Annotated in this window: 18 protein-coding genes; 13 read left to right on the plus strand and 5 right to left on the minus strand. The window is 71.2% G+C overall.

Going from position 1 to position 26,711, the window contains the following annotated elements; translation table 11 throughout:
- Positions 1-45: 45 nt before the first annotated feature.
- Positions 46-1,281, minus strand: a complete 1,236-nt coding sequence (locus H180DRAFT_RS30685; protein ID WP_368073150.1) for an SAM-dependent methyltransferase — start codon at positions 1,279-1,281, stop codon at positions 46-48.
- A gap of 429 nt (positions 1,282-1,710) precedes the next feature.
- On the opposite strand from H180DRAFT_RS30685, the gene H180DRAFT_RS27405 reads away from it, so the two are divergent.
- From H180DRAFT_RS27405 to H180DRAFT_RS27450, 11 genes are all read left to right on the plus strand, one after another.
- A complete protein-coding gene (locus H180DRAFT_RS27405) occupies positions 1,711-2,979 on the plus strand; it encodes a sensor histidine kinase (protein ID WP_055488845.1) in 1,269 nt (422 codons plus the stop codon).
- Between the two features lie 380 nt (positions 2,980-3,359).
- Positions 3,360-4,037, plus strand: coding sequence for a response regulator (locus H180DRAFT_RS27410; RefSeq protein ID WP_055488846.1), 678 nt, complete (start codon positions 3,360-3,362; stop codon positions 4,035-4,037).
- Positions 4,038-4,331: 294 nt separating this feature from the next.
- Entirely contained in the window at positions 4,332-5,228 is an 897-nt protein-coding gene (locus H180DRAFT_RS27415) for a Rossmann-like and DUF2520 domain-containing protein (protein WP_055488882.1), read from the plus strand.
- Positions 5,225-6,319: a pantoate--beta-alanine ligase gene (gene panC / locus H180DRAFT_RS27420; protein WP_079100454.1), complete on the plus strand. Its 1,095-nt coding sequence runs from the start codon at positions 5,225-5,227 to the stop codon at positions 6,317-6,319. Before H180DRAFT_RS27415 ends, panC begins: the two co-directional genes overlap by 4 nt.
- On the plus strand, positions 6,316-8,424 hold the full coding sequence (locus tag H180DRAFT_RS27425; protein ID WP_254666209.1) for an L-aspartate oxidase: 2,109 nt from the start codon (positions 6,316-6,318) through the stop codon (positions 8,422-8,424). Before panC ends, H180DRAFT_RS27425 begins: the two co-directional genes overlap by 4 nt.
- A complete protein-coding gene (gene nadC, locus H180DRAFT_RS27430; RefSeq protein WP_055488847.1) occupies positions 8,421-9,554 on the plus strand; it encodes a carboxylating nicotinate-nucleotide diphosphorylase in 1,134 nt (377 codons plus the stop codon). The genes H180DRAFT_RS27425 and nadC overlap by 4 nt, the downstream gene beginning before the upstream one ends.
- The gene (locus H180DRAFT_RS27435; protein ID WP_055488848.1) at positions 9,554-10,351 is read left to right on the plus strand and encodes a type III pantothenate kinase; all 798 of its coding nucleotides are present in this window, start codon (positions 9,554-9,556) and stop codon (positions 10,349-10,351) included. The genes nadC and H180DRAFT_RS27435 overlap by 1 nt, the downstream gene beginning before the upstream one ends.
- A 125-nt stretch (positions 10,352-10,476) precedes the next feature.
- Positions 10,477-10,647 (plus strand): hypothetical protein, encoded by a 171-nt coding sequence (locus H180DRAFT_RS30010; protein WP_175437838.1) that lies wholly within the window; start codon positions 10,477-10,479, stop codon positions 10,645-10,647.
- A gap of 51 nt (positions 10,648-10,698) precedes the next feature.
- Entirely contained in the window at positions 10,699-11,106 is a 408-nt protein-coding gene (locus H180DRAFT_RS27440) for a BlaI/MecI/CopY family transcriptional regulator (protein WP_074467038.1), read from the plus strand.
- A gap of 347 nt (positions 11,107-11,453) precedes the next feature.
- Positions 11,454-11,981, plus strand: a complete 528-nt coding sequence (locus tag H180DRAFT_RS27445; RefSeq protein WP_074467039.1) for an amino-acid N-acetyltransferase — start codon at positions 11,454-11,456, stop codon at positions 11,979-11,981.
- A gap of 189 nt (positions 11,982-12,170) precedes the next feature.
- Positions 12,171-12,503, plus strand: coding sequence for a histone-like nucleoid-structuring protein Lsr2 (locus H180DRAFT_RS27450; protein ID WP_055488851.1), 333 nt, complete (start codon positions 12,171-12,173; stop codon positions 12,501-12,503).
- On the opposite strand, the gene H180DRAFT_RS27455 is transcribed toward H180DRAFT_RS27450, so the two are convergent.
- Entirely contained in the window at positions 12,482-12,943 is a 462-nt protein-coding gene (locus tag H180DRAFT_RS27455; protein WP_055488852.1) for a hypothetical protein, read from the minus strand. The genes H180DRAFT_RS27450 and H180DRAFT_RS27455 overlap by 22 nt on opposite strands.
- A gap of 568 nt (positions 12,944-13,511) precedes the next feature.
- Here H180DRAFT_RS27455 and H180DRAFT_RS27460 point away from each other — a divergent pair.
- The gene (locus H180DRAFT_RS27460) at positions 13,512-16,040 is read left to right on the plus strand and encodes an ATP-dependent Clp protease ATP-binding subunit (RefSeq protein WP_055488853.1); all 2,529 of its coding nucleotides are present in this window, start codon (positions 13,512-13,514) and stop codon (positions 16,038-16,040) included.
- 60 nt (positions 16,041-16,100) lie between these two features.
- Here the strand turns inward: H180DRAFT_RS27460 and H180DRAFT_RS27465 are convergent, their stop codons facing one another.
- The 3 genes from H180DRAFT_RS27465 to H180DRAFT_RS30690 form a co-directional block, all read right to left on the minus strand.
- The gene (locus H180DRAFT_RS27465) at positions 16,101-18,785 is read right to left on the minus strand and encodes an NACHT domain-containing protein (RefSeq protein WP_055488854.1); all 2,685 of its coding nucleotides are present in this window, start codon (positions 18,783-18,785) and stop codon (positions 16,101-16,103) included.
- Positions 18,786-18,926: 141 nt separating this feature from the next.
- The gene (locus H180DRAFT_RS27470; RefSeq protein ID WP_055488855.1) at positions 18,927-22,067 is read right to left on the minus strand and encodes an NACHT domain-containing protein; all 3,141 of its coding nucleotides are present in this window, start codon (positions 22,065-22,067) and stop codon (positions 18,927-18,929) included.
- Between the two features lie 21 nt (positions 22,068-22,088).
- Positions 22,089-24,902, minus strand: a complete 2,814-nt coding sequence (locus H180DRAFT_RS30690) for an NACHT domain-containing protein (RefSeq protein WP_055488856.1) — start codon at positions 24,900-24,902, stop codon at positions 22,089-22,091.
- Positions 24,903-25,356: 454 nt separating this feature from the next.
- On the opposite strand from H180DRAFT_RS30690, the gene H180DRAFT_RS27480 reads away from it, so the two are divergent.
- Entirely contained in the window at positions 25,357-26,106 is a 750-nt protein-coding gene (locus tag H180DRAFT_RS27480) for a M23 family metallopeptidase (RefSeq protein ID WP_055488857.1), read from the plus strand.
- The last annotated feature ends 605 nt before the right edge of the window (positions 26,107-26,711 follow it).

Genomic DNA, 26,711 nt, shown 5'->3' on the forward strand with positions numbered 1-26,711 from the left:
GGCCCAACGAGCCCGGCCCGCCCGAGGAGCCGGGCCGGCGCCGGGTCAGCCGAAGGGGGACGGGACACCGCCGACGGGCTGGATCAGCCAGCTGAACGAACCGAGGCCGCCCGTCCCGATCAGCTCCGCGGCCTCGCCGGCCGAGGCCAGCTGCCGTACGTACGCCGCGGGATCGCTGGACGCCAGCGCAAGCGGCGGACGGGCGCCGTCGATCCCCAGGCTGTGGAGGGCGTCGCGCTGGGAGCGGACGGCCGGAGGCGCCACCCCGGTGGTCGCAGCCGCACGGGAGGCCGAACCCGTGCCGCGGTCGGCGGCGGCCCGTGCGCCTGCCGCCGCGCAGGCGTCCATCGCGACGTGGGCCGTGAGATCCCGGCTGCCGTCCGGTACGGGCCGCACCTCGCGGCCGTCGAGGTAGGCGGTGAGCGTGCCGAAGGGCGGTCGGTCCTCGCGGAAGTGCGCGAAGTCGACGGCCACGGCGAGGCCCTGCGCGAGTGTGCCCACGGCCGCCGCCCACGCCTCGTCGCGCGGAAGCCCGATCTCGGCTCGCAGCCCGGGTTCCGCGCCGCCGGTGCGGCCGGCGCCGCTCCCGACGCGGCCGGGCCTGCTCTCGACTCCGCCGGCCGGGCCGCCGTGGGGCTCGTGGTCAGGTTCGCGTCCAACTCCGCGACCGGCCCCGTCGCGCTCGGCTCCGTCGCGCTCGGTCCCGTCGTGCTCAGCCCGACCGCGACCGTGACCGCTCCCGTCCCGGCCGGCCGCGCCGGATTCGGCTCCGCGGGCCCCGGCTCCGCGCGGTTCGCCGGAGCCGCCCGGCCCCAGGGGCCACCACCGCTCCAGCCACTCGGCCTCGGGCCCGTGCAGGGAGTCGCCGAGCCGTTCGGCTCCGTCCGACGTCCGCACGAGCACGGTGCGGGGAACCCCGTCCGCGTCGGTCTCGGCCACCTCGACGGGCACGTTGTCGAGCCATTCGTTCGCGAAGAGCAGGCCGACGGACTCGCGGGGAGCCGGCAACTGCCGGGACCACACGATGCGCTCGTCCAGCCCGCCGGGACGGGGAGCGCGCTCCACGGCGTAGGGACGCACGCGGGCGGCGACGTCCGCGGGCAGCGCCCCGAGCACGCCGGTGAGCAGTTCGCCGCGCCCGGCCCCGACGTCCACCATGGTCAGCTCCCGGGGGTGCCCGAGAGCGTCGTCGACGTGCCGCAGCAGGCGGGCGACCGCGACCGCGAAGAGCGGCGAGGCGTGAACCGACGTACGGAAGTGGGCCGACGGGGCTTCGCGCACGAAGAAACCGTCCGGCTCCGCGCCGTCCGTACCCGTGCTGCCGGGCCCCTCGTCGTCCGCCCCAGCCCCGTCCGCCCCCGCCCCGCCCGAACCCGGGCTGTCCGGCCCCGCGTTCGCGTCCCCGGTTCCGTAGAGCGCGCGCTCCGCGGCGGCCCTCCACGGCAGCCAGACACCGTCCACGCTGTTCACGCCGTCCGGTCCCTCGGGCCGGTCCGGTCCACCGAGGCCGCCCGCGCCGCCCGCGCCGCCGGGACCCTCCGGTCCGTCCGTGCCGCCGGGTCGCGTCGAGCCCGTCTGGGGTGTGTTCACACGGCCACGTTAGGCGAGCGGTGCGGACGATTTTCCTCCACCTTGCGGAGTAGGCAGGCGCTCCGGGATCGGCCCCCGGGCTGACCCCTGCACGTACTCGGCCTGAATACGCTGGGTTATGTGAATCGCATCTACGATTTCATCCGCAGGCACCCCACCTGGGTGGACAGCTGGTGGGCGGTCCTGCTGCTGGTGATTTCGGCGGTGTGGATCGTCGCGAGCGTGGGGGGACCCGACGGGGCGGGTCTGCCGCGCGGGCCCCAGGAGCAGATAGCCGCGATCCCGATAACCCTCGCGATGTGCACGGTGGTCGCACTGCGCCGCCGCGTGCCCGAGAAGATGCTCGTCCTCGCGACGGGCACCGGGGTGGCCCAGGTCGTCACGCACGTCGACGTCGGGCCCAGCAACTTCGCAATGCTGGTGATCGTCTTCACGGTGGCGTCCCGGAACACCCGCTGGGCGTCGCGCTTCGCCCTGGTCGGGGCACTCCTGGCCCCCACCATCGCCGCGCTCCGCTGGCCCGACGAGAGGCAGACGCTCACCAGCGCGATCCTCGGCGACATCTTCATGACGGTGACGTTCCTCCTCGCGTGGGTGCTCGGCGACTCGCTGCGCACCCGCCGGGCCTACTACGCGCAGCTCGAAGAGCGCGCCACCCGCCTGGAGAAGGAGCGCGAGGCACAGACGAAGATCGCAGCCGCCGCCGAACGGGCCCGCATCGCCCGTGAGTTGCACGATGTCGTCGCACACAACGTCTCGGTGATGGTCGTTCAGGCCGACGGCGCCGCATACGTGCTGGACTCCGCGCCCGACCAGGCCAAGCAGGCCCTCGAGACGATCTCCGGCACGGGCAGGCAGGCGCTCGCGGAGATGCGCCGCCTGCTCGGCGTCCTCCGCACCGGCGAGGTGGGCAGCGCCGCGGGCGGCTTCGCCGGCCGGGCCCGTGAGAGCGGCAACGGAATCGGCGACTATCTGCCGCAGCCCGGCGTGGAGCAGCTCTCGGAGCTGATCGAGCAGGTCAGAGGCGCGGGACTCACCGTCAGCTTCTCGATAGAGGGGACTCCGCGCCCGCTGCCCAGCAGCGTCGAACTGACCGCGTACCGCGTGGTGCAGGAGGCGCTGACCAACACGCGCAAGCACGGCGGCCCGGAGGTCGGAGCGACCGTCCGGCTCCGCTACGGCCGTGACGAGCTCTCGCTGCTCGCCGAGGACGACGGACGCGGCGCGGAACGCGAGCTGTACGAGGACGGCGGCACCGACGGGCTCGGGCACGGCCTCATCGGGATGCGCGAACGCGTCGGCATGGTCGGGGGGAGTCTGGAGACCGGCCCGAGGCCCGGCGGCGGGTTCCGCATCAGCGCGGTGCTGCCGTTGAAGGCGGCCCACTGAGTGAGCAGCAGAGGAGCGAAGCCGTTGCCCGTGCACGAGGTGTCCCCGCAGAGCCCGCCCGCGAACGAGTCCTCCGCGAACGAGTCCTCCGCGAGCGGGCTGTCCCCGTGCGTCCTCACCGTGCACCTGCGCGTCCTGCCCGCGTGCGGCCCGCCTCGGCACGACCGGCTCGCGGACGAGCCGCCCGCGTGCACACCTCGCCCGGCGGGTGACTCCGCGTCCGTACCTCGCCCGGCGGACAAGCCGCCCGCGTCCGCACGTCCTCCGGCCTGTGACCCGGCGTCCGCGCGTCCGCCGTCCGCGCGTCCGCCGTCCGTACACACGCCCCCCGCACATCCCACGTCCGTACCTCCCGCCACGACCACCTCCAAGGGGCCCCGATGACGATTCGCGTGATGCTCGTCGACGATCAGATGCTGCTGCGCACCGGCTTCCGGATGGTGCTGGCCGCACAGCAGGACATGGAGGTCGTCGCCGAGGCCGGGGACGGCGCCGAGGCACTGGAGAGGCTGCGTTCGACGCCGGTCGACGTCGTGCTGATGGACGTGCGGATGCCGAACGTCGACGGGGTCGAGGCCACGCGCCGGATCTGCTCCGGGAGTTCCGGTTCCCCGAAGGTGCTGATCCTGACGACCTTCGACCTCGACGAGTACGCCTTCTCCGCGCTCAAGGCCGGTGCGAGCGGCTTCATGCTCAAGGACGTCCCGCCCGCCGATCTGCTCGCCGCGATCCGCGCCGTGCACAGCGGGGACGCGGTCGTCGCGCCGAGCACCACGCGCAGGCTCATCGACCGCTTCTCGACCGTGCTGCCCGCCACCGCACCCGAGCCCCTCTCGAACGGTCTGGAGCGGCTGACCGACCGGGAGCGGGAGGTGCTGATGCTCATCGCCCAGGGGCTCTCGAACGGGGAGATCGCCGCCCGGCTCGTGCTCTCCGAGGCGACCGTGAAGACCCATGTGGGCCGCATCCTGGCGAAGCTCGAACTGCGCGACCGTGTCCAGGCGGTCGTCCTCGCATACGAGACGAAGCTCGTCAGGGCGGGCGGCGGCACCCCGTAACGCCCTGCACGCGACGCCGTGCTCGTACGGCCGCTTCGCCGCTCCCGCCCGCCGGTGCTCCTGCGCCCCTTCGGCGCTCCCGCCCGCCGGTGCTCGTATGCCCCTTCGGCGCTCCCGCCCGCCGGTGCTCCTGCGCCCCTTCGGCGCTCCCGCCCGCCGCGGGGGAATAGCATGGCCCGCAGGACGTCCGGTACCCGGCGAGGACCGGAACGGAACACGGAAGGCCGCCAAGCCGTGAACGATCAGCACCCAGCCCAACCTCCGGACGGGCCCGGCCCTGGCCGGGACGCCCACATCAGGGCGGAGGACCGGCCCGCACGCCTCACCGTCGGCGTCGTCGGCACGGGCCGCGTCGGCGCCGCCCTAGGAGCCGCTCTCCGGCAGGCCGGGCACCGTCCGGTCGCAGCCTCCGGCGTCTCGGAGCGCTCGCGCCGCCGCGCGGCGGAACTCCTCCCCGGAGTGCCGCTCGTCGACCCGCCCCAGGTTCTGGCCCAGGCCGATCTGGTGCTGCTCACCGTGCCGGACGACGCGCTGCCCGAGCTGATCACCGGGCTCGCCGGGACGGGCGCAGTGCGGCAGGGCCAGCTCATCGCCCACACCTCCGGCCGGTACGGCGCGAGTGTGCTCGAACCGGCCCTGCGTGCGGGCGCGTTGCCGATAGCGCTGCATCCGGTCATGACGTTCACGGGGACGCCCGTCGACGTACAGCGCCTGGCGGGCTGCTCGTTCGGCGTCACCGCGCCCGAGGAGCTGCGCCTCGCCGCCCAGGCCCTCGTCATCGAGATGGGCGGCGAACCGGAGTGGATCGCGGAGGAGGCCCGCCCCCTTTACCACGCGGCGCTCGCGATGGGCGCGAACCATCTCGTCACCCTCGTCGGGCAGTCCGTCGACCTGCTGCGCGCATCCGGGGTCGAGGCACCCGAGAAGATGCTCGGACCGCTGCTCGGTGCCGCGCTCGACAACAGCCTGCGCTCCGGCGACGCGGCACTGACGGGACCGGTCGCACGCGGCGACGCGGGCACCGTCTCCGCGCATCTCGCCGAACTCGGCGAGCACGCACCGCGCATGGTCGCCGGCTACCTCGCGATGGCACGGGCCACCGCGGACCGCGCCATCGACAACGGCCTCCTCAAGCCCGAACTCGCCGAGGAACTGCTCGACGTCCTGTCCGAAGGGGGCCGCGGCCGATGAACGGGAACGGCAACAGCACGGCACAGAACACGCCGCCGCGCGCCGCGCCGGGGACCGCTGAGGCGGAGACGGAGGGCGGCGCGGTCGGCGGAACCGACGTGCGGCACATACGACTTGTCCACACCGCCGCAGAACTGCGCGCCTCCACAGCCGGACTGCGCGCCTCCGCCGCCGGTTCCGGTGCCGGAGCCCCCGGTGAGCGAGCCGTCGTCATGACGATGGGCGCACTGCACGCGGGGCACGCCTCGCTCATCCGCACCGCCCGCGAGCGCGTGGGACGGCAGGGGCAGGTCGTCGTCACGGTGTTCGTCAATCCGCTTCAGTTCGGGCCCTCCGAAGACCTCGACCGTTACCCGCGCACGCTCGACGCCGACCTGGCGGTGGCCGAAGAGGCAGGCGCGGACGTGGTGTTCGCGCCGTCGGTCGAGGAGGTGTATCCCGAATACGCCGCCTCCAACGGGTCGCGGACGGCCGGGAGAAACCAGGGGGAGGACGGGCCGCAGGTCCGCGTCTCCGCCGGCCCGATGGGCGACCGCTTCGAAGGTGCGTACAGGCCCGGGCACTTCGACGGCGTGCTCACCGTCGTCGCGAAGCTGCTGCATCTGACGGCGCCCGACGTGTCGCTGTACGGGCAGAAGGACGCACAGCAACTCGCCCTGATCCGGCGGATGGTGACGGACCTCAACTTCCCCGTGGAGATCATCGGCGTGCCGACCGTGCGCGAGTCCGACGGCATGGCCCTCTCCAGCCGCAACCGTTACCTCTCGCCCGAGGAGCGGACCAGCGCACTCGCCCTCTCCCGGGCCCTGTTCGCGGCACGGGACGCGCTGACGGACGGGGCGGACGCGGCCCTGGCCGCCGCGCGGGCGGTACTCGACGAGGCGGCACGTCGCGAACCACCGCTGCACGTCGACTACCTGGCCCTCATCGATCCCGCCGACTTCACCGAACTCACCGAGCGCGCGGGGCAGTCCGGCAGCCCGCCGCGCACCGGCGCGGAAACGCACGGACCGGAAGGGGTGCTCGCGGTCGCCGCCCGCGTCGGCGGCACCCGGCTGATCGACAACATCCCCCTCGGACCGCTGCGATGACGGGGCGCACGCTGCACACAGCATCCGCAGGCGGTACGCGGCACCCCGGACCGGACGAGGCCGCCCGGGAGGAGCCCGTCGAGGCAGGTGGCGCGGGCGGGCCCGCGGAAGCGGCCGGGACCACGTCCCGTACGATCCACGGCCACCACCTCGGCCACGGCCACGGCCACGGCCGCAGCCATGGCCACCACCTCGGCGCCGCCCTGCCCGCCGGCTGCACGGGCCCGCTGCGTGCCCCGGCCCCCGGCTGGCGCATCGACGCGGACGTCGTGGTCGTCGGCTCCGGCGTCGCCGGGCTGACGGCGGCGCTGCGCTGCGACGCGGCAGGGCTCCGTACCGTCGTGGTCACCAAGGCGCGCCTCGACGACGGCTCCACACGCTGGGCACAGGGCGGCATCGCGGCCGCACTCGGCGACGGCGACAGCCCGGCGCAGCACCTCGACGACACCCTCGTCGCCGGAGCGGGGCTCTGCGACGAGCAGGCCGTACGCATGCTGGTGACCGAGGGGCCCGCGGCCGTACGCCGCCTCATCCGCACCGGAGCCCGCTTCGACGCCGACCCCCTCACCGGCCGGATCCAGCTGACCCGCGAGGGCGGCCACCACCGGCGCCGCATCGCGCACGCGGGCGGCGACGCGACGGGCGCCGAGATCTCCCGGGCGCTGGTCGACGCCGTACGGGAGGGGCACGGCGGCCGCGGCGGCCTGCGCACCGTCGAGAACGCCCTCGTACTCGACCTGCTCAGGACGGCGGACGGTGCGACCGCGGGCGTCACTCTTCATGTGATGGGTGAGGGCCAGCACGACGGTGTCGGAGCGGTGCACGCCCCCGCAGTGGTGCTCGCGACGGGCGGCATGGGCCAGGTGTTCTCCGCGACCACCAACCCGTCCGTCTCCACCGGGGACGGCGTCGCCCTGGCCCTGCGCGCGGGCGCCGAGGTCAGCGACCTGGAGTTCGTGCAGTTCCATCCGACGGTGCTCTACCTGGGCGCCGGTGCCGAGGGCCAGCAGCCGCTGATCTCGGAGGCGGTGCGCGGCGAGGGCGCCCATCTCGTGGACGCCGACGGCGTGCGCTTCATGGCAGGGCAGCACGAACTGGCAGAGCTGGCGCCGCGCGACATCGTCGCCAAGGCGATCATGCGGCGCGCCGCCGAGGCGGGCGCGGCACCGGGCAGCGAGCACATGTATCTCGACGCCCGCCACTTCGGCGCCGGGATGTGGGAGTCCCGCTTCCCCACGATCCTCGAGGCCTGCCGCAGCCACGGCATCGATCCGGTGACCGAGGTGATTCCCGTGGCACCGGCCGCGCACTACGCCAGCGGCGGCGTGCGCACGGATCTGCACGGCCGTACGACCGTCCCCGGCCTCTACGCGTGCGGCGAGGTCGCCTGCACCGGCGTGCACGGCGCGAACCGGCTCGCGTCCAACAGCCTTCTGGAGGGCCTGGTCTTCGCCGAACGCATCGCCGAGGCCGTCGCAATGGCCGCCCGGGAGGGCGCCCGGACCGGCGGGAGCGCCGATGACGCCCCGGCCCCCGCACCGTCGGCTGCCCCCGCCCCCGCCCCCGCCCCCGCCGCCGCCCCCGCGCCCGAGGCCGCGCACGCACCGGAGGTGACTTCCCTGCTCCCCGCGGAGGCGCGGCCCGTCATCCAGCGCATCATGACCGGCGGCGCCGGGGTCCTCCGCTCCGCGACGAGCCTGGCCGAGGCCGCCGCCCGCCTCGACGCGCTGCCCGGGGACACGGCGCACAAGCCCGCCGACCCCGGCGTCGAGACCTGGGAGACGGCGAACCTCCACCTCGTGGCCCGCGTCCTCGTCGCGGCCGCGCTGCGCCGCGAGGAGACCCGCGGCTGCCACTGGCGCGAGGACCACCCCGGCAGGGACGATGCCGCCTGGCGCCGTCACCTCGTCATCGGAGTGCACGGGGCGGGCCGTAGTCTCGACGTCCGTACGACCCCGACGACCGCATTCCCGCCGACCGCGGGCGAGCCGGCCGCGCCGGCGCCGCCGACCACGGAAGCAGCCCGCCCGGAGCTTCCCGGCGACCAGGACCGTTCCGGGGTTGCAGAGGCCCCGCCACCACACACCCCTACGGAGAAGCCGTGACCAGCCCCCTTCCGGACTCCCCGGAGGAGCGACGCCCTCAGCCCGTCGACGTTCCCCTGCTCCAGATCGGCGGTCCCGCCTCGGCCCTGACTCCGCAGCCGGGCGGCTGCGGCGATGCGTGCGGCTGCGGTGCCGGTACGGACGGCGCCGGCGACGCATGGGACCTGAATCCGCTGGACTGCGGTCTCGACCCCGACCTCGCACGGCTTCTGGCGGACGCGGGACTGGACCCCGTACAGGTCGAGGACATCGCGCATCTCGCGATCGAGGAGGACCTGGACCACGGCGTCGATGTCACCACGGTCGCCACCATCCCCGAACTCGCAGTCTCCACAGGTGACTTCACGGCCCGTGAGGAGGGGACCGTCGCCGGGCTGCACGTCGCCGAGGCCGTCCTCTCCGTCGTGTGCACGGACGAGTTCGAGGTCGAGCGCCACGTCGAGGACGGCGACCGGGTCACGGCCGGGCAGCGCCTGCTGACCGTGCACACGCGCACCCGCGACCTGCTCACCGCCGAGCGCAGCGCCCTCAACCTGCTCTGCCGCCTCTCCGGCATCGCCACCGTCACCCGCAGCTGGGCGGACGAGCTCTCCCGCGCCGCGACCGCCGCCGACGCGGGCACCCACGCGGAGACGCGCGTGCGCGACACCCGCAAGACGACGCCGGGCCTGCGCGCCCTGGAGAAGTACGCGGTCCGCTGCGGCGGCGGCACCAACCACCGCTTCTCCCTCTCCGACGCGGCGCTCATCAAGGACAACCACGTGGTGGCGGCGGGCGGCGTCGCCGAGGCGTTCAGACTCGTGCGCGCCGAGTTCCCCGACGTCCCCATCGAGGTGGAGGTCGACCGCCTGGACCAGATCGAGCCCGTCCTCGCCGAGGGCGCCGACCTGATCCTTCTCGACAACTTCACGCCGGACGAGACCGCCGCGGCCGTCGCCCTCGTCGCGGGGCGGGCCCAGCTGGAGTCCTCGGGCCGTCTCACGCTGGAGAACGCCGGGGCCTACGCCGCCACCGGCGTGGACTTCCTCGCCGTCGGCGCCCTCACCCACTCCGCCCCGATCCTCGACATCGGCCTGGACCTCCGCGACGCGGGAGGCGCCGGCGAGACCCGCGAAGAGGTTGATGACTGATGCTCCTGACCATCGACGTCGGCAACACCCACACCGTCCTCGGCCTCTTCGACGGCGAAGAGATCATCGAGCACTGGCGGATCTCCACCGACGCCCGCCGCACTGCCGACGAACTCGCCGTGCTCCTCCAGGGCCTGATGGGCATGCACCCCCTCCTCGGCGAGGAGCTCGGCGACAACGTCGAGGGCATCGCCATCTGCTCGACGGTCCCCTCCGTGCTGCACGAGCTGCGCGAGGTGACCCGCCGCTACTACGGCGACATCCCCGCGGTCCTCGTCGAGCCGGGCGTGAAGACGGGCGTGCCGATCCTCATGGACAACCCCAAGGAGGTCGGCGCCGACCGCATCATCAACGCGCTCGCCGCGGTCGAGCTGTACGGCGGGCCCTGCGTCGTCGTCGACTTCGGCACGGCCACCACCTTCGACGCCGTCTCCGCGCGTGGCGAGTACGTCGGCGGCGTCATCGCCCCCGGCATCGAGATCTCCGTGGACGCCCTCGGCGTGCGCGGCGCGCAGCTGCGCAAGATCGAGCTGGCCCGTCCGCGCAGCGTCATCGGCAAGAACACCGTCGAGGCCATGCAGTCGGGCATCCTCTACGGCTTCGCCGGCCAGGTCGACGGCGTCGTCGACCGCATCGCCCGTGAGCTCACCGACGACCCGGACGACGTCACGGTCATCGCCACCGGCGGACTCGCGCCGATGGTGCTCGGCGAGGCGTCGGCCATCGACGAGCACGAGCCCTGGCTGACGCTCATCGGTCTCCGCCTCGTCTACGAGCGCAACGTCAGCCGTACCTGACGCCGGTCGCAGTCTCCGCGCGCCCTCACGCGCCCTCACGCCCCTTCAGGCGCCCGTGGCCGGTCCCGGGCGCTCCCGGGGCCTGCCGTAGTCTGAAGGCCTGTTCTGAAGGAGGCACGACAGCCATGGACTACATCGCGGCACTGACCCCGCCCGTCGTGATGGCGGTGGCATTCACCGCTCTCATCGTGACGATCGTGAAGAGCCAGGGTGGCGCGAACAAGGCCAAGGAGGACGCCGCCGTGGATGCCGCCATCGCGCGTGCGGAGAGCGCCGGGCGCAAGAAAGCGGACTGATCCGCGATCTTCCCCGCGGTATTCGGGACATCTCCGACTATTATTCACGGCGTGCCTCGGCCATTGGGAGAGCTGGAAGACGCCGTCATGACGCGGGTATGGCGGTGGAACCGTCCCGTCACCGTGCGGGAAGTCCTCGAGGATCTGCGGGACGACCGGTCCATCGCGTACACGACGGTCATGACCGTGATGGACAACCTCCACCAGAAGGGCTGGCTCCGCAGACGCCAGGACGGCCGGGCCTATCTGTATGAACCGGTCTCGACGCGTGCCGCTTACTCCGCCGCACTCATGAACGAGGCCTGGGCGTCGAGTGACAACGCCGCCGCCGCTCTCGTGGAGTTCTTCGGCCGTATGACCCCGGAACAGCTCGATGCCGTACGGGATGCGTTGCGCGTCGTTCAGCTGAACGACGTGCATGTCGAGACTCCGGAGAGAACGACGCGCGATCCCCGCTGACCGGACCGGCCGCAAGGAGAGCGACGGGGCGCGGCTCGGAGCAAACTGCCGCGAACGGCCGGGAACGCCCGCCGGAGGAACGAGCCGAAGCGGGGGGTTCCCGGTGCGCGCGGTACTCCGCGGAACGCCGCAGAACGGTACTGAACCCGCGGGACTTCTGAGCCGGGGAGCAGTGCCGCGTATGCGGAACCCCACGGGAAGCCGTTCGGGAACCAGCGGCGGAACGCACACGGAACGCCGCCGGGAACGGTAGCGGGAACGATGGCGGGAACGTCCCGGGAAGGCGGGCCGGGAACGCCTCGGACCCGGAGAGCACCCCCTTCGGCAAGGGCGATAGCGTCCGGTTCATGGCGTCCGCATCCCCTTCCGTGTCAGAAGTCACCGTCCGCCGCGCACGCACGGCAGATGTGCGCGCAGTGCGCCGCCTCATCGATGTCTACTCACGCGACCGCATCCTGCTCGACAAAGCCACGGTCACCCTTTACGAGGACATTCAGGAGTTCTGGGTCGCGGAACGCGATCACGACGCCGAGGTGGTCGCATGCGGTGCGCTCCATGTGATGTGGGAGGACTTGGCCGAGGTCAGGACCCTCGCCGTGGATCCCGCACTCAAGGGTTCCGGTGTGGGTCATCTCCTGCTGGAGAAGCTCGTGAACACCGCGCGATGGCTGGGTGTGCGGCGCATTTTCTGTCTCACCTTCGAAGTGGACTTCTTCATCCGGCACGGCTTCACGGAGATCGGGGACACCCCGGTCGACGGTGATGTCTACAGCGAACTGCTGCGTTCCTTTGACGAGGGAGTGGCAGAGTTCCTCGGTCTCGAACGAGTGAAGCCGAACACCTTGGGCAACAGCCGCATGCTTCTGCATCTCTGAGTGACGGAGCCGTGACCGCTCCTGCCACTCGACCGAGCGATGAGCGCGGCGCTTTGTCCGAAAGATCCCGCCAATCCCGCCGGTGGACCGGACAAACTCAACAGAGGGTTTGTGTTTCTCCCCGAAAAGGGGTTTCCTTTCTTCGTCAGTATCAGTAATCGAGTTATCGATGACGAATGGGAGTATGCGGTGGCGCAGAAGGTTCAGGTTCTTCTGGTCGACGACCTCGAGGGCGGCGAGGCCGACGAGACGGTGACGTTCGCTCTGGACGGGAAGACCTACGAGATCGACCTGTCCACCTCTAATGCGGACAAGCTCCGTACGGTGCTCGAGCCGTATGTGAAGGGCGGCCGGCGCACCGGTGGCCGTTCGGCCCGCGGAAAGGGCCGGGCGTCGGGCGGTGGCAGCAGCCAGGACACTGCGAAGATCCGCGCCTGGGCGAAGGAACAGGGTTACGAGGTCAACGACCGAGGCCGCGTTCCGGCCAATATCCGAGAGGCTTACGAGAAGGCCAACGGCTGATCCCGCGACTTACGTGCGGTGCTTCGAAGCCTCGCCCGGTGGCATTCCGTCGCCGCAGCGCTGACCAGCCGTACGAGATCGACGCGGTTCGCCTCACGCCCCGGTCCGGGAGGCCGCAGCCAAACGGCGGCCTCCCGAGGGTCGTAAGCGGCACGGCCCGCCAGCTCCAGTTCGATGCCGCCCCATTCGAGCCACTCCAGCAGTCCCGGCAATTCCTCCGCGCTGCCCTCCGGGACGAGCAGTTGAACGCATCCGCTTTTCCCGTCGAACGCGACGGGCCCCGTGCGCACGCCCGTGCGCCGCAGCAGCGCCAGTCCGGCGTCCGCGGAGAGCACCAGAGCGTCGTATCCGCCCGTGCCTTCCGTGACGCCCCCGATGCGCCGTCGCTCCCGGGACGGGACGCCGGGAGCCGTGTGCGGGCCGGGAATCGCGAAGCTCACGACCGGAGCAACTGACGAACACCCTCCGGGTTACGCAGCGTTGCGGCGCGGCTACAATCGATGCCCTTCGTGTTCACGCATGCGCGGAGGGCTACGCGTGCGGGAACCGGCAGGTGCAAGGCTGTTCGCCCTCAGCGGATGCCCCCGTCCGACTCGGACAACCCCGGCATGGACTGTCAGTACGAGCGGGTAAGAAGGCTCTGAGGTCGGTCCCGCCTGCTGCAGGCCGGACAGCGGCACAAAGACCTGGTGACACGGGGGTGCGGAGAGCTATGACGGTGAGCCGGGAGCCATTCGGCCAAGAGCCGTTCGCCATGGGCGTAGTGAATCAGGGTGGATACGCCTGGCCTGCGGGAACATCGTCTCGCACCATCGGGTTGGTACTGGTGTCGACTGTTCGGGGAAGGAGGCCCGACTGTGCTTCCCTCGGGAGCGTGGCCGGCCGTCGGCGCAGCCGGGCCGGAGTCGGCAGATGGAATGAGCGGTCCCCGCTTGCGGGACTAAGCTGCGGAAGGACAGAGAGGGGAGCGTCCCCTTACTGCCTGACCGCTCTGAGGAGCGATTAACGATGTTCGAGAGGTTCACCGACCGCGCGCGGCGGGTTGTCGTCCTGGCTCAGGAAGAAGCCCGGATGCTCAACCACAACTACATCGGCACCGAGCACATCCTCCTGGGCCTGATCCACGAGGGTGAGGGTGTCGCCGCTAAGGCACTGGAGAGCCTCGGGATTTCGCTCGAGGCGGTCCGTCAGCAGGTGGAGGAGATCATCGGCCAGGGCCAGCAGGCGCCCTCGGGCCACATCCCCTTCACGCCCCGTGCCAAGAAGGTCCTGGAGCTGTCGCTCCGCGAGGCCCTTCAGCTCGGCCACAACTACATCGGCACGGAGCACATCCTGCTCGGCCTGATCCGCGAGGGCGAGGGCGTCGCCGCCCAGGTCCTCGTGAAGCTGGGCGCCGATCTGAACCGGGTGCGGCAGCAGGTCATCCAGCTGCTCTCCGGCTACTCCGGCGGCAAGGAGGCGGCCACCGCAGGCGGCCCCGCCGAGGGCACGCCCTCGACCTCCCTCGTCCTGGACCAGTTCGGCCGCAACCTCACGCAGGCCGCCCGCGAATCCAAGCTCGACCCGGTCATCGGGCGCGAGAAGGAGATCGAGCGGGTCATGCAGGTGCTCTCGCGCCGTACGAAGAACAACCCGGTGCTCATCGGCGAGCCCGGCGTCGGCAAGACCGCCGTCGTCGAGGGCCTGGCGCAGGCCATCGTCAAGGGCGAGGTGCCCGAGACCCTCAAGGACAAGCACCTCTACACCCTCGACCTGGGCGCGCTGGTCGCCGGTTCCCGCTACCGCGGTGACTTCGAGGAGCGCCTGAAGAAGGTGCTGAAGGAGATCCGCACCCGCGGCGACATCATCCTGTTCATCGACGAGCTGCACACGCTGGTCGGGGCGGGTGCCGCCGAGGGCGCGATCGACGCCGCCAGCATCCTCAAGCCGATGCTGGCCCGCGGCGAGCTGCAGACGATCGGTGCCACGACCCTCGACGAGTACCGCAAGCACCTGGAGAAGGACGCGGCCCTGGAGCGCCGCTTCCAGCCGATCCAGGTCGCCGAGCCGTCGCTGCCGCACACCATCGAGATCCTCAAGGGTCTGCGCGACCGGTACGAGGCGCACCACCGCGTCTCCATCACGGACGCCGCCCTGGTCGGTGCCGCCACGCTCGCCGACCGCTACATCTCCGACCGGTTCCTGCCGGACAAGGCGATCGACCTGATCGACGAGGCCGGCTCCCGCATGCGGATCCGCCGGATGACGGCGCCGCCGGACCTGCGCGAGTTCGACGAGAAGATCGCGAACGTGCGCCGTGACAAGGAGTCCGCGATCGACTCGCAGGACTTCGAGAAGGCGGCCTCTCTCCGCGACACGGAGAAGCAGCTGCTGGCGCAGAAGGCCAAGCGGGAGAAGGAGTGGAAGGCCGGCGACATGGACGTCGTCGCCGAGGTGGACGAGGAGCTGATCGCGGAGGTCCTGGCCACGGCCACGGGCATCCCGGTCTTCAAGCTCACCGAGGAGGAGTCCTCGCGTCTGCTGCGCATGGAGGACGAGCTGCACAAGCGCGTCATCGGGCAGGAGGACGCCATCAAGGCGCTCTCCCAGGCGATCCGGCGTACCCGCGCCGGCCTGAAGGACCCGAAGCGCCCCGGTGGTTCGTTCATCTTCGCGGGCCCGTCCGGCGTCGGTAAGACGGAGCTGTCCAAGACGCTCGCGGAGTTCCTCTTCGGCGACGAGGAGGCGCTGATCTCCCTCGACATGTCGGAGTTCAGCGAGAAGCACACCGTCTCCCGGCTGTTCGGCTCGCCTCCCGGATACGTGGGGTACGAAGAGGGCGGTCAGCTGACCGAGAAGGTCCGCCGCAAGCCGTTCTCCGTGGTCCTCTTCGACGAGGTCGAGAAGGCGCACGCGGACATCTTCAACTCCCTGCTGCAGATCCTGGAGGACGGCCGCCTGACCGACTCCCAGGGCCGGGTCGTCGACTTCAAGAACACGGTCATCATCATGACGACCAACCTCGGCACCCGGGACATCTCCAAGGGGTTCAACCTGGGCTTCGCCGGCCAGGGTGACGTCAGTGCCGGCTACGACCGGATGAAGGCCAAGGTCAACGACGAGCTGAAGCAGCACTTCCGCCCGGAGTTCCTCAACCGTGTCGACGACACGGTGGTCTTCCACCAGCTCACCCAGGACGACATCATCCGCATCGTGGACCTGATGCTGGCCATGGTGGACGAGCGGCTCAAGGACCGTGACATGGGTCTGGAGCTGAGCACGGACGCCAAGGAGCTGCTCGCGAAGCGGGGCTACGACCCGGTGATGGGCGCCCGGCCGCTGCGCCGGACGATCCAGCGCGAGATCGAGGACCAGCTGTCCGAGAAGATCCTCTTCGGTGAGCTGCGTCCGGGTCACATCGTGGTCGTGGACACCGAGGGTGAGACCGACGAGGACAAGAAGTTCACCTTCCGCGGCGAGGAGAAGGCCGCCCTGCCCGACGCACCTCCGGTGGAGTCGGCGGCGGGCGGTGGCCCCAACCTCTCCAAGGAGGCCTGAGGCCGGGCCGTAGCGACCGAGAAGTCCCCCGTCACCGAGTGGCGGGGGACTTCTCGTCGTTCAAGCGGGGTGTTCGATGACGCGTATGCCCTCGGGCACGCCGGTCACCGGCGGAAGGCGCGGGTCCACGCGCAGCGTCGTCAGCGACGGGAACGAGCTCAGCCACTCCGTCTTCATGCCTGCGCCGAGGTCGTAGGCGATCCACAGATGTGTGAGCCGGTCGGCCACGAGGCCGTCCAGCAGTTCACCGGGGCTGAACCGGCCGACGATCTTCACCCGCTCCCTGCCGCCGAGGTTCCGTAACTCCCGCAGCTCGGCACGGTCCGCGACCGGGAAGAAGAGCCCTTCCGGGTCGAGGTGCCGGATGACTTCCGCCGCGTACCGCTCGGTCTCGAAGTTCCGCCAGCCGCGGGCGAGTTCCGTGCGCACCTTCAGTGACTTGCGGTCCCGCATCCGGGCCAGGTAGTCGACGGCGGCGTCGTCCTCGATGCGTGTCACGGTGAGTGCGAGCCGGTACGCCCTCTCGTCCGTGACCTGCGCGGGATCGGGGATCATCTCCAGCACGATCGGGCCCACCCAGCCGAGGCCGCGGGCCGCGCGGTCGTCGGCGGGCGAGACCATGTTCTGCGTCTCGCGGCGCACGCGGGCGTGGGTCTCCGGGTCCAGCTCGGTGACGTACTCCAGGCAGGCGGCCGCCATCAGCCGCCGCCGCTTCCGCTTCATCCCGAGCGCTCCGGGGGCGAGCAGCCCCTGCAGCAGCGTCGCGCACTCGCCGGGGCGGGCGTGGGCGACCGCCATGCGGAACACTTCCTCCCACTCCGGTTCGTGTGCGTGCTCCAGCAGCAGGTCGAGCTTGCCCTGTTCCACCGCCTCCTTCGCCGCGAGGTGGTCCTGGACCGTGCGGTGCACGAACTCCACGGACCTGTCGGCCTGTTCACGCAGCAGCCCGGTGCGCTCCAGCAGGTGGTCGAAGATCTCCTCCGGGCTTCCCTCGCCCGCGACCTTGGGCATGGCCGGGAGGTGGAGTGCGATTTCCTGCAGCGCGTCCGCGTGGTCGAGCACGGTGCGTTTGCCGGTCAGCATGCGGAAGGCGAGCTTGCGCAGCAGGGCCTCGCGGGGCGCTCGTGGCAGGTCGACCGTGTCCGCCTTCACGCGCCTTTCGGGGTCGCGGCGCTCCAGCAGCATTTTCATCGCCGCGTCGTACAGCTCGCGGCGGCCCTTCGGCAGGGAACCCGACCTGTCGCGGTTCAGGGCGCAGATCAGGCCGCACATCAGCGGGTTGGTGGCGAGCACGCGCAGCTCGCGGAAGAGCGGGATGGACCGCAGCAGCATGTCCTTGTAGTCGTTCAGACGGGCGTGGTCCCGGCCCTCGTCCCTGCCGGCCGCGGTGTGCCAGGCGGTGACGAAGGCCGCGACCTGGTCGCGGTTCATGGGGGCGAGAGTGATTTCCGTGAAGCCGTCCTCGGCCGGCCAGTCCGCGTCCACGGCCGGCGGACGCGAGGTGACGAGGCAGAGGTTGCCGGAGTACCTCTGCAGCAGAGGGCGCAACTGAGCGCGGACCGCCTCGCGTTGGGGCTCCGGTGCCTCGTCGATGCCGTCGACGAGAAGCAGGCCCCGCTCCGCGGCCAGTACGCGTTCGACCCAGCCCTCCGGTGCCTTCGCGGCGAGCGGGTGGCGCACCGACGACAGGAACTGGGCCGGTGCGGGGAAACCTTCGTCGGCGAAGCGGCGCACGGGCAGCACGAAAGGAATGCGGCCGTGCAGCGTCTGCAGCTCCTCGGGGAGGGCCGCGCGTGCCGTGGAGACGGCCAGCCACTGAATGAGAGTCGTCTTGCCCGAGCCCGCGACTCCGCGCAGCAGCACGCGCTTGTGCCTGGCCAGCGCGCGGTCCGCGGTCATGACGGGGGCGGCACCTCCGCCGGCGGCACCTGGCCCCGTGGCGTCGTCCTCGTCGTCGTCCGGCCGGGCGCTCCGCGGAGAGGGGTCTTCTCCGTCGCCCGTGGCCTCGTCGGTGTCGTCCTCGCTGCCGAACTCCGCGGAGAGGTTGAGGTAGGTGGCGTCGAGGGACCAGTGGTCGGGTGCGTCGGGGTTGGGAAGGTCGATCCCGTAGATCGTGACGCGGTTGTACTGCTCCGCGATGTGCCGCAGATACCGCTCCTCGAACTCGGCGTCCTCCGCGGCGGGCCGGGCCGCCTGCACGGCCAGTGCCTCCCTGTCCTCGCGTTCGACGAGTTCGCGCACGTGGTCGCACTGGTCGGGGAGCGACGTGCCGAGCGAGGGGGAACGCTCGACGATGTGATGGAGGAGGTGGAGGCAGACGGCCGCCAGCAGATCCTCGAAGAACCAGGCCGCCTCGTCGGACAGTTCGGAACCGTGCTGCCGTACGGCGGAGTGCAGCCGCCTGGCGTATGCGTGCGGCCCCAGCCGCACGGCGTCCGCGTCGGTGGTGTCCAGGTCGCCGGCCGCCCACAGCGAGCCGGCGAGAAGCGCGGCGACGCCCGTCTCCTCGTCCGCGGGCAGTTCCTGCCCGGTGGCCTGCAACCCCAGCCGTACCAACTCGGCTGCCACTTCGGACAGTTCGGCCCAGCCAAGTGTCGGTTCCTCGCCGCGGTAGGCCACCAGGTCGGCCATGAGCCGTCCCGAGGGGGACGCCTCAGCGGCCGCCGCGACCGAGCCGGGTACGAGAAGAGGGCTGATGAGCGGGTCGACGACGGAGGACGCGAGACGTACGACGGGCTGGTCCATGGACTCGGGAACTCCCGGCAGAGCTGCTTGTCGGCGGTCGAATGCGTTCGGAAGGGATGCGGATGGATGTGCGTCAGATCACGTTGTGTGTCCACCCTATTCGGACGAGTCGCGCCCCGGCCACGGTCGGTTGGCGGCGGATCAGGGGCGCGGGCGGGGGCGCACAATGACCTCGACGGACGGGTCGAGTCGCTCCGCGTCGATGTCCGGTGGCGGCCGGAACAGGGACAGCCGGGCCAGGCCAGGCAGGGCGGTGAGCGGCGACAGGTCGGTGCCTTCTCCGGGTTGTGCCAGCGAGACCTGGTTGACGGCCGGGAAGACGCCGGCGAGCGAGCGGAGCCGCGCTGCTGATCCGTCGCAGAGCAGTTGGACCTCGCTCACCTGCGGCATCGTCTTCCCCGAACGTGCCAGGCGGTCGAGTCCGTCGACGTCGAGCGTCAAGGCCCGCAATCGGGGCAGCTGTGCCACCTCGGCCCAGTCGCGCTCCGCGAGGTGCGTCTCGTTCAGGCGGAGATCGGTCAGGTTCGTGAGCCCGCCCGTGCCCGTGAGGTCGCAGACCATGCTGAAGAGCACCAGCGTGTCGAGGGACGTCGGAAGTTCCGCGATGCTGATCGTCGAGGGACGTCCGGACATGACCAGCCGCTTCAGTCCTGCGAGGCGGTGCAGTCCCGCCGGGCTGTGCAACCGGAGTGTGAGGGTGTGCAGTTGCAGATCCGCGAGGGGAGACACGTCCGTCACGTTCGTCTCGTAGAGTTCCAGATCCTCCAACAGCCGGAAGCGGCGCAGAAATTGAAGATCGCTGACGGCGTTGTTCCGCGAGAGCCTGAGTTCCGTGAGTTCACCGGTGGGGAGCGCTTCGGTGATCTCTTCGGCCGTGAAATCTCCGTGCAGGTACACCTTCCGGGGCCGGTCGAGCCGGGAGAGGACATCCAGTTCCTTCCGCGAGCGGACCGTCACCGCGACGTCGACGTCCGTCCGGCCCACGAGCGGAGCGATGATCTCCCGGCCGTACACCTCGGTGTCGAACCTGTCCCAGTGGCCTGCCAGTTGCCGGAGCACATCGGGCCGCGCATCGTTCAGGAACTCGGTCAGCCGCGCCAGCGCGGCGTCCGAACCGATCTGTGCGACCGCGTGTGCCACGGCCTCCGCCTCGTCGTCCTCCAGCAACTCCGGGCCGGGCAGCAGCTCCAGAGCGACAGGGCCGACGGCGGCCAGTTCTTTGGCCTCCTCGAAGCTGCGGGGCGGAAACATCGCCGCCGCGCGAAGCTCGACCTCGTTCCGCACGGCCGGATCCATCTTCGTGGCGTGCTCGAGGCAGGCCGTGGCCAGCAGATACAGCCTGATGCGGGCATCCGCTTCCTCGTCGCCGCGCTTCACGAGCATGCGCAGGATCCGCGCCCGCTCGTCGGGACGGGCGTGTGCCACGGCCATCCGGACCACGTCGTCCCACTGGTCCTCGTGGGCGTGCCGTACCAGCAGATCGAAGTCGCGTTCCTCGACCAGTTCCCGTGCGGCCAGATAGTCCTGGAAGGTGCGGTGTACGAAGTCGACAGCGCCTTCGACCGGTTCCCGGAGCAGCCCGGAGCGTACGAGAAGGAAGCGGAGGATCTCCTGGGGGGAACCCTGCTCCCGCGCGTACGGCATCGACGGCAGCACGCGCGCAAGCAGCTCGACGGCATCTGAACTGTCCATCTCCGCCCGCCCGTTGCGGATCAGCCAGTACGCGAGCTTCTGCAGCAGCTCCGTCTGCGACTCCGCGTCCAGCTCGATGCCGCCGAGCGGACCCAGGTGGCGTTCGCGGTCGCGCCTCTCCAGCATCATGCTGAGGGCGGCGTCATACAGGGCCTTCCGCCCGCGTGGCAGGAATCCCCGCCGCTCCCGGTGCAGTGCACAGATCAGCCCGCACATCAAAGGGTTCGTGGCCAGCCTGGCCAAGTCGTGCTTGACGCGCAGCTCGCCGAGCAGCGACTCCTCCAACTCCCCTCCGGCATCTGCCGCGTCGTGCCAGCGGCGCACGAAGACGGCCACATCCGCCGGACGCATTCCCGACAGCGACAGCTCCGCGAAGTCCTCGCTGCCGAGCCACTCCTCGCGCACGGCCGAGGGGCGGGAGGTGACCAGCAGCCTGCTGCCGGGGAAGGCGACGAGCAGGTCGCAGAGCCAGCGGCGAGTGCGTTCGCGGTCGTCCTCGGTCACCTCGTCGATGCCGTCGACGAGGATGAGCCCTCGCCCGGCGCTCAGCACGCGGGTCGCCCATCCGTGCGGCTGCGCCCCCGCCAGTGGACAGCCGACGGCACCGAGGAACCGTTCCGGATCGGGTAACGGTTCCCCGCCGCGTGCGAGGGTCCGCAGCGGCAGAACGAAGGGAACCATGCCGGAGAGATGGACCAGGTCGCCGGTCAGGCGCCGCTGGTCGGCCGTGGAGACCGCCAGCCACTGCATGAGCGTCGTCTTGCCGGAGCCGGCCACGCCGCGCAGCAGGACGCGCTTGTGGCGTGCCAGGGCCTCGTCCACGCGATGGTGAACGGCAGGCGTCCAGCTGCTTCCGGAGTGGGTGTCGGCCCAGTCGGCCTCGTCGGAGCGCTGCGTGACCTCCAGGTTCAAGTAGGCGGTGTCGAGCGGCCATTCGCGCGAGTGGTTCAGGTCGATGCCGTAGATGGTGATGCGGCTGTGCTTCCTCGCCACGTACTCCGCATAGCGCTTCTCGAAGGCGGCGTCGCCGGCGGTGCGGGAGGCGAGGCGCTCCAGGAGCAGGTCGGTCCGGATGGCCAGTTCCCTCAGGTTCTTGCTCTGCTCGACCAGGGTGCGGGCGACGAACGTGGAGCGCTGCGTGAAGAAGTGAAGGATGTGGAGGCACGCGGAGTCGAGCAGGTACTCGTAAAGTGCCACCGAGGGCCCGCTGAGGGTGGACGTGAGCCTCTTGCCGCCGGCCGCTTCGTACAGTTCGCGCCTCAGCGCCTGCTCCCCGAGCGACAGGGCCTGGACGTCGTCCATGTCCAGGTCGCCCAGTGCGTGCAGCGTCCGCACGAGGGCATCAATCACGGCTTCCGACTCGTCGTCGATGCCTGCCTCTTGGGCCGCTCGCTGCACCAACTCCCGTACGAGCTTGCGCAGATCCTTCTCCGACAGAACGCGCTTCTCACCCCTGAAGGAGACCAGCGACGAGATCCGTACCGGCTTCCCGGCAAGTCCGGCTCCCGGGCCTTCCTTCACGAACAGCTTCTTCACCAGCGGCATCACGGCACTCGATGCGAGCCGTGCCCCCACCACTCCGGAGTCCATGCCGGTCAGAGTACGGGGCCGTCAGACCGAGAACAGCTCGCTCTCCCGCACAACTCTCAGATGTGCGGGAAGAGTTGCGATCTCCCGCGGTGTCGTCGCGGGGACGACGAGCGTGTGCAGATGCGGAAAGGCCGACAGCCACTCCCGGCCGCCGTGACGTGCGTAGCCGTCGCGCAGCCAGAGGTGCGTCAGCCTGCCCGGGTCGAGGTGTTCGAGCAGCTGGTCCGGGTGGTACGTGCCGGCGATCTGGACGCGTGCACGGCCGCCCATGGCACGCAGAGCACGCAGATGGCCGGTGTGGTGCGCGGTGAAGTAGAGGTCCGACTCGTCGAGGTGGGCGATGATCTCGCGTGCGTACTCGTCCGTGTCGAACCGGTGCCACGCCCACACCAGTTGCCGCCGCAGGCCGAGCGACGGATGGTCGCGGAACCGGGCGAGCACGGGAAGCGCCGCGTCCGTACCCGTGCGGGAGGCGGCCACGACCGCACAGGCCGCCTCGGCGTCGGTGAGTCCCTCCGGCCCGGGGAGCAGCCCCAGCAGCATCGGCCCGCCGACGTCGGCGACATGACGGGCCGCGGCCATGCTCCTAGGCGGGAAGAGCCGTGAGGTCTTCGCGGTGACCTCCTCGCGCACCGCCGGATGCAGGTCGGTCGCGTGCTCGAGGCAGGCCGCGGCCAGCAGCAGATTCCGTACGCTGCCCGGCTGCGGGTCCCCGCCCGCACCCGCGGCCCCCCGCGCACCTGCGTCCCCGCCCGCACCCGCGGCCTCGCGCGGGGCACCCGCACCCGTGCCTGCACCGGCACCGCAGGCCCCGTCCTCGCCCTCGTCCGGTACCCGCGCGACGAGCCCGCGCAGCAGCCGGTCCCGCTCCCGGGGCTGCGCGTAGGCGACCGCCATGCGGATCACGTCCTCCCAGTCGTCCTTGTGGGCGTTGTCCAGCAGCAGCGGGAAGTCGCCTTCTTCGACGGCGGCCTTGGCGCCCAGAGCGTCCTGGAAGGTGCGGTGGACGAAGTCGACGCGTCCCTCGGCCGGTTCGCGAAGCACGCCCGACCGGTCGAGCAGGTGCCGGAGGATCTCCCGGGGTGTGGCCTCGACCGGCCCCACCAGCCGTGTGGAGCGGCCGAGTTGCGCGACGGCGTCCTCCTCGTCCATCTCCGTGCGCCCGTTGCGGATCATCCAGTGCGCCAGCCGCTGCAGCAGCAGCAACTGTGTGTCCTTCGTCAGGTGCAGCCTGTCCGGCACCGGAACGGAGCGCTCGCGGTCGCGGTGCTCCAGCAGCATCGAGAGCGCCGCGTCGTACAGCAGATCCCTGCGTCCGTACGGGAGGTCGCCGCAGCGTTCGCGGCTGAGGGCGCACAACAGACCGCACATCAACGGGTTGACGGCGAGACGTCCCAGGTCGGGGTTGGAGCGCACGGCGGCGACGAGGGCTTCGGCATGGCCCGGCTCGGCCTCGGCGGCGCTGTGCCAGCGGCTGATGAACGCGGCGACGTCGTGACGCGACATCGGCGAGAGCGACAGCTCCGTGAAGCCCTGCCCGGTCAGCCAGTTCTCGGGCGCCGCGGACGGACGCGAGGTGACCAGCCAGAGGTTGCCCGGAAAGTCGCCGGTCAGCTCCCGCAGCCAGCGCCGCGTCTCCTCCCTCCGGTCCGCCGGCACCTCGTCGACGCCGTCGATCAGGAGGAGCGCCCGTCCCGCGGTCAGCACCCGCAGGGCCCATCCGTCGGGCTGCGCGCCGGCGAGGTTGCTGCGCACCGCGTGCAGGAAGCGGTCCGGTGTGGGCAGGCCCTCGTGCGCGATGCGGCGCAGCGGCAGTACGAAGGGGACGCGGCCCAGCAGGTGCGTCGTCTGCTCGTCGTACGTCTGACGGGCGGCAGTCACTGCCAGCCACTGCATCAGCGTCGTCTTGCCCGAGCCGGCGCCGCCGCGCAGCAGCACCCGCTCGTGCCCGGCCAGGACGCGGTCGGCCGCCAGCGGAGCCCCCGAAGGCAGGGCCTGCTCCTGCTCCGGTGCGCGCCGCCGCCGTCCCGGAGGCGGCTGCGCCGCGTGCTGCCGTGCCGCATTCTGCTGCGTCGGCCGTGTGCCGGGCGCCTGCGGTGTTTCCGGTGCCTGCTGGGTGCCGTCCGGTTCGTCCGGCGTGTCCTTCGTGACTTCGAGCGGTATGTAGGCAGCGTCGAGACGCCACTCGCGGTGGTGGCCGAAGTCGAGCCCGTAGATGGTCAGTTCGCCGTGCCTGCGGGCGATGTGCTCCGCGTACCGCTGCTCGAAGCGGGCGTCCTCGGCCGAGCGTGCCGGGACGCGTTCGAGGAGGAGGTCGGCCGTGTTGATGAGGCGGTCGAGTTGATGGGTCTGCTCGGCGAGCGTGCGCGGGATGAACGTCGAGCGCCGGGTGAAGAAGTCCAGGATGTGCAGGCAGGCCGTGTGCAGCAGCGGTCCGAAGTGCGCGTCGGCGTCGGCCGAGAGCGACGCCGGAGGGGTGAGCCGCCGTGCCAGGCCGTGCGGTCCGAGACGAACTGCCTGCACATCGTCCATGTCCAGGTCGCCGAGGCTGTGCAGAGCGGTCGCCAGCGCATCGGCCAGTTCGCGCCGGGTCTCTTCGCCGGGGCCGTCGTGCGGTCCGGAGGCGTGGGAGGCCCGCTCCGTCAACTCGGCTGCCAGCTTGCGCAGGTCACCGTCCTGCAGGGTGCGTTTCTCGCCCCTGAAGGAGACGAGCGAGGAGACACGGACCGGCCGGTCGGTCAGTCCCGCTCCCGGGCCCTCCTGCACGAACAGCTTCTTGACGATCGGCGCCACCGCGGAGGACGCGATGCGCGTGGCGATCGTGACGGGCTCCATGTGCGGATCGTATGGGACGGAAAGGGCCCGCGGCGCGGGAGTTGAGGAGCCGCCGGGAGGCGGCGGAATGCACGTTTCCCGTCCCCCTGTGCACACACGGTTGTGCGACGTGGGTCACTCGCGGGCCCCGTGGTGCGGCCGTGCAGAGGGCCCTCGGCGTGAGGTGACGCACAGCTGCACCGGCGTGTACGAGCGGCGTTAGGAGCGCTGCGGAGAAGGGTTCCGACCTTCCGCGTGGCCCGCTTCGGTGCCGCACGGGGCGGTTCGACGGGGGACGGCCGCATGGCCGTTGTCCGAATAATCCTAAAGAGTGCCTTGCTGTCCTCTCTGTCCTTACCGGCCTTATTAGTAATAACGCTCTTTGGTATGCCGGATCGAGCGGGTTACCAATGATTTGTCCCCCCGAGAACCCACGCCTCGGGGCTCCCCAAGCCATTCCGGAGGTAGTACCCGTATGTCGAAGACGCCCAAGAACGCGCACAACCCCCGTGGCCGCAAGCGTGTCGCCGTGATAGCGGCGGGACTCGGCGCATCGGTGGTCCTGGGTGCGGGCTCGGCTGTCGCCGCCCACCCGGACGGGCTGAGCGACGTCTTCGCGTCGAAAACCGCGTCGCAGCTGGCCGACTCCGCGCGTGCACAGGCCGATCAGCAGCGCAAGGAGGCCGTGGCCAAGGAGAAGGCCAAGGAGAGGGCCAAGGAGCAGGCCAAGGAGCGCGAGAAGGACCGGAAGGACGACCGCAGTTCACGGTCCGCCGACCGCAAGAGCCCCGCGAAGAAGGCGAACTCCTGGACCAAGCCCGTTTCCGGCGACTACGAGCTGAGCGCCGGCTACGGCAACAGCGGCGGCCGCTGGGCCAGCAAGCACTCCGGCCAGGACTTCGCGGTGCCGACCGGCACCCCGGTCAAGGCCGTGGCCAGCGGCACCGTCGTCAAGGCCGGACCGGGCGGCGCCGGTGACGGCTCCTCGTACGGCAACGCGATCGTCATCAAGCACAAGAACGGCACGTACTCCCAGTACGCCCACCTCTCGAAGGTGAATGTGAAGCCCGGTCAGCAGGTGAAGACCGGCCAGAAGATCGGCCTTTCGGGCTCGACCGGCAACTCGTCCGGTCCGCATCTCCACTTCGAGATCCGCAGCACGCCCGACTACGGATCCGGCAAGGAGCCGGTCAAGGTCCTGAGCTCGCACGGCGTCAAGCTCTGATGACCTGCCGGTAACGGGTCATGGTCCGGCAGCCGATGCGCTCCGGACCGGCCCGGCCGGCGCCGCTCCGCCCGGCGCGGTTCACCCATGGGACGGGGGCCGCGCCGGGCGGTCCATGTGACGGCAGGCGGGCCCGTTCGCAGGCGGGCCCGTTCGTGCGGCCGCCCAGTGGCCAGGCGCCGGAGGACGCGCCGGACGGTCAGCCACGCCCCTGGTGCACGGTGGCCGGCACCTCCCGGGCGACTTCGAGGACGCCCTGACGCCTGATGGGCACCCCTCTTTGCCGACCGCGTCCGGGAGAGCACGACCGGCCGGGCGGGTGCCGCCGGAGGCGGGCCCGGCGGCGGAAGCGGTTCACCGGCGCACCCGGACGCGGCGTCGCCGGAGAGACTGGCGGCGCCGGTGCGGGAGGCGTACAAGCATGCGGTGGCCGGCGGCTCACACAGCGTTATTCCTGGTTGCCGCCGTGACCGCGCCGGTCGTCTTCGTCGCCACCTGGTTCGTCAAGGAGGTCCCCCTCGAGGGCGGCGAGCCGGCGGAGAAGGACGCGGTGGAAGCGTTCCCAAGCCGGAGGGCACTGTCAGTCCCGTGTGACAGCCTGAACG

The sequence above is a fragment of the Streptomyces sp. WMMB 322 genome (assembly GCF_900090145.1).
Classification (GTDB): Bacteria; Actinomycetota; Actinomycetes; order Streptomycetales; family Streptomycetaceae; genus Streptomyces.

Bases quoted from the DNA above. Each gene is read 5' to 3' on its own strand.
- H180DRAFT_RS27410 (WP_055488846.1), top strand. From the start codon at position 3,360: ATGACGATTCGCGTGATGCTCGTCGACGATCAGATGCTGCTGCGCACC.
- panC (WP_079100454.1), top strand. From the start codon at position 5,225: ATGAACGGGAACGGCAACAGCACGGCACAGAACACGCCGCCGCGCGCC.
- H180DRAFT_RS27425 (WP_254666209.1), top strand. From the start codon at position 6,316: ATGACGGGGCGCACGCTGCACACAGCATCCGCAGGCGGTACGCGGCAC.
- H180DRAFT_RS27435 (WP_055488848.1), top strand. From the start codon at position 9,554: ATGCTCCTGACCATCGACGTCGGCAACACCCACACCGTCCTCGGCCTC.
- H180DRAFT_RS30010 (WP_175437838.1), top strand. From the start codon at position 10,477: ATGGACTACATCGCGGCACTGACCCCGCCCGTCGTGATGGCGGTGGCA.
- H180DRAFT_RS27445 (WP_074467039.1), top strand. From the start codon at position 11,454: ATGGCGTCCGCATCCCCTTCCGTGTCAGAAGTCACCGTCCGCCGCGCA.
- H180DRAFT_RS27460 (WP_055488853.1), top strand. From the start codon at position 13,512: ATGTTCGAGAGGTTCACCGACCGCGCGCGGCGGGTTGTCGTCCTGGCT.
- H180DRAFT_RS27465 (WP_055488854.1), bottom strand. From the start codon at position 18,785: ATGGACCAGCCCGTCGTACGTCTCGCGTCCTCCGTCGTCGACCCGCTC.
- H180DRAFT_RS27470 (WP_055488855.1), bottom strand. From the start codon at position 22,067: ATGGACTCCGGAGTGGTGGGGGCACGGCTCGCATCGAGTGCCGTGATG.
- H180DRAFT_RS30690 (WP_055488856.1), bottom strand. From the start codon at position 24,902: ATGGAGCCCGTCACGATCGCCACGCGCATCGCGTCCTCCGCGGTGGCG.
- H180DRAFT_RS27480 (WP_055488857.1), top strand. From the start codon at position 25,357: ATGTCGAAGACGCCCAAGAACGCGCACAACCCCCGTGGCCGCAAGCGT.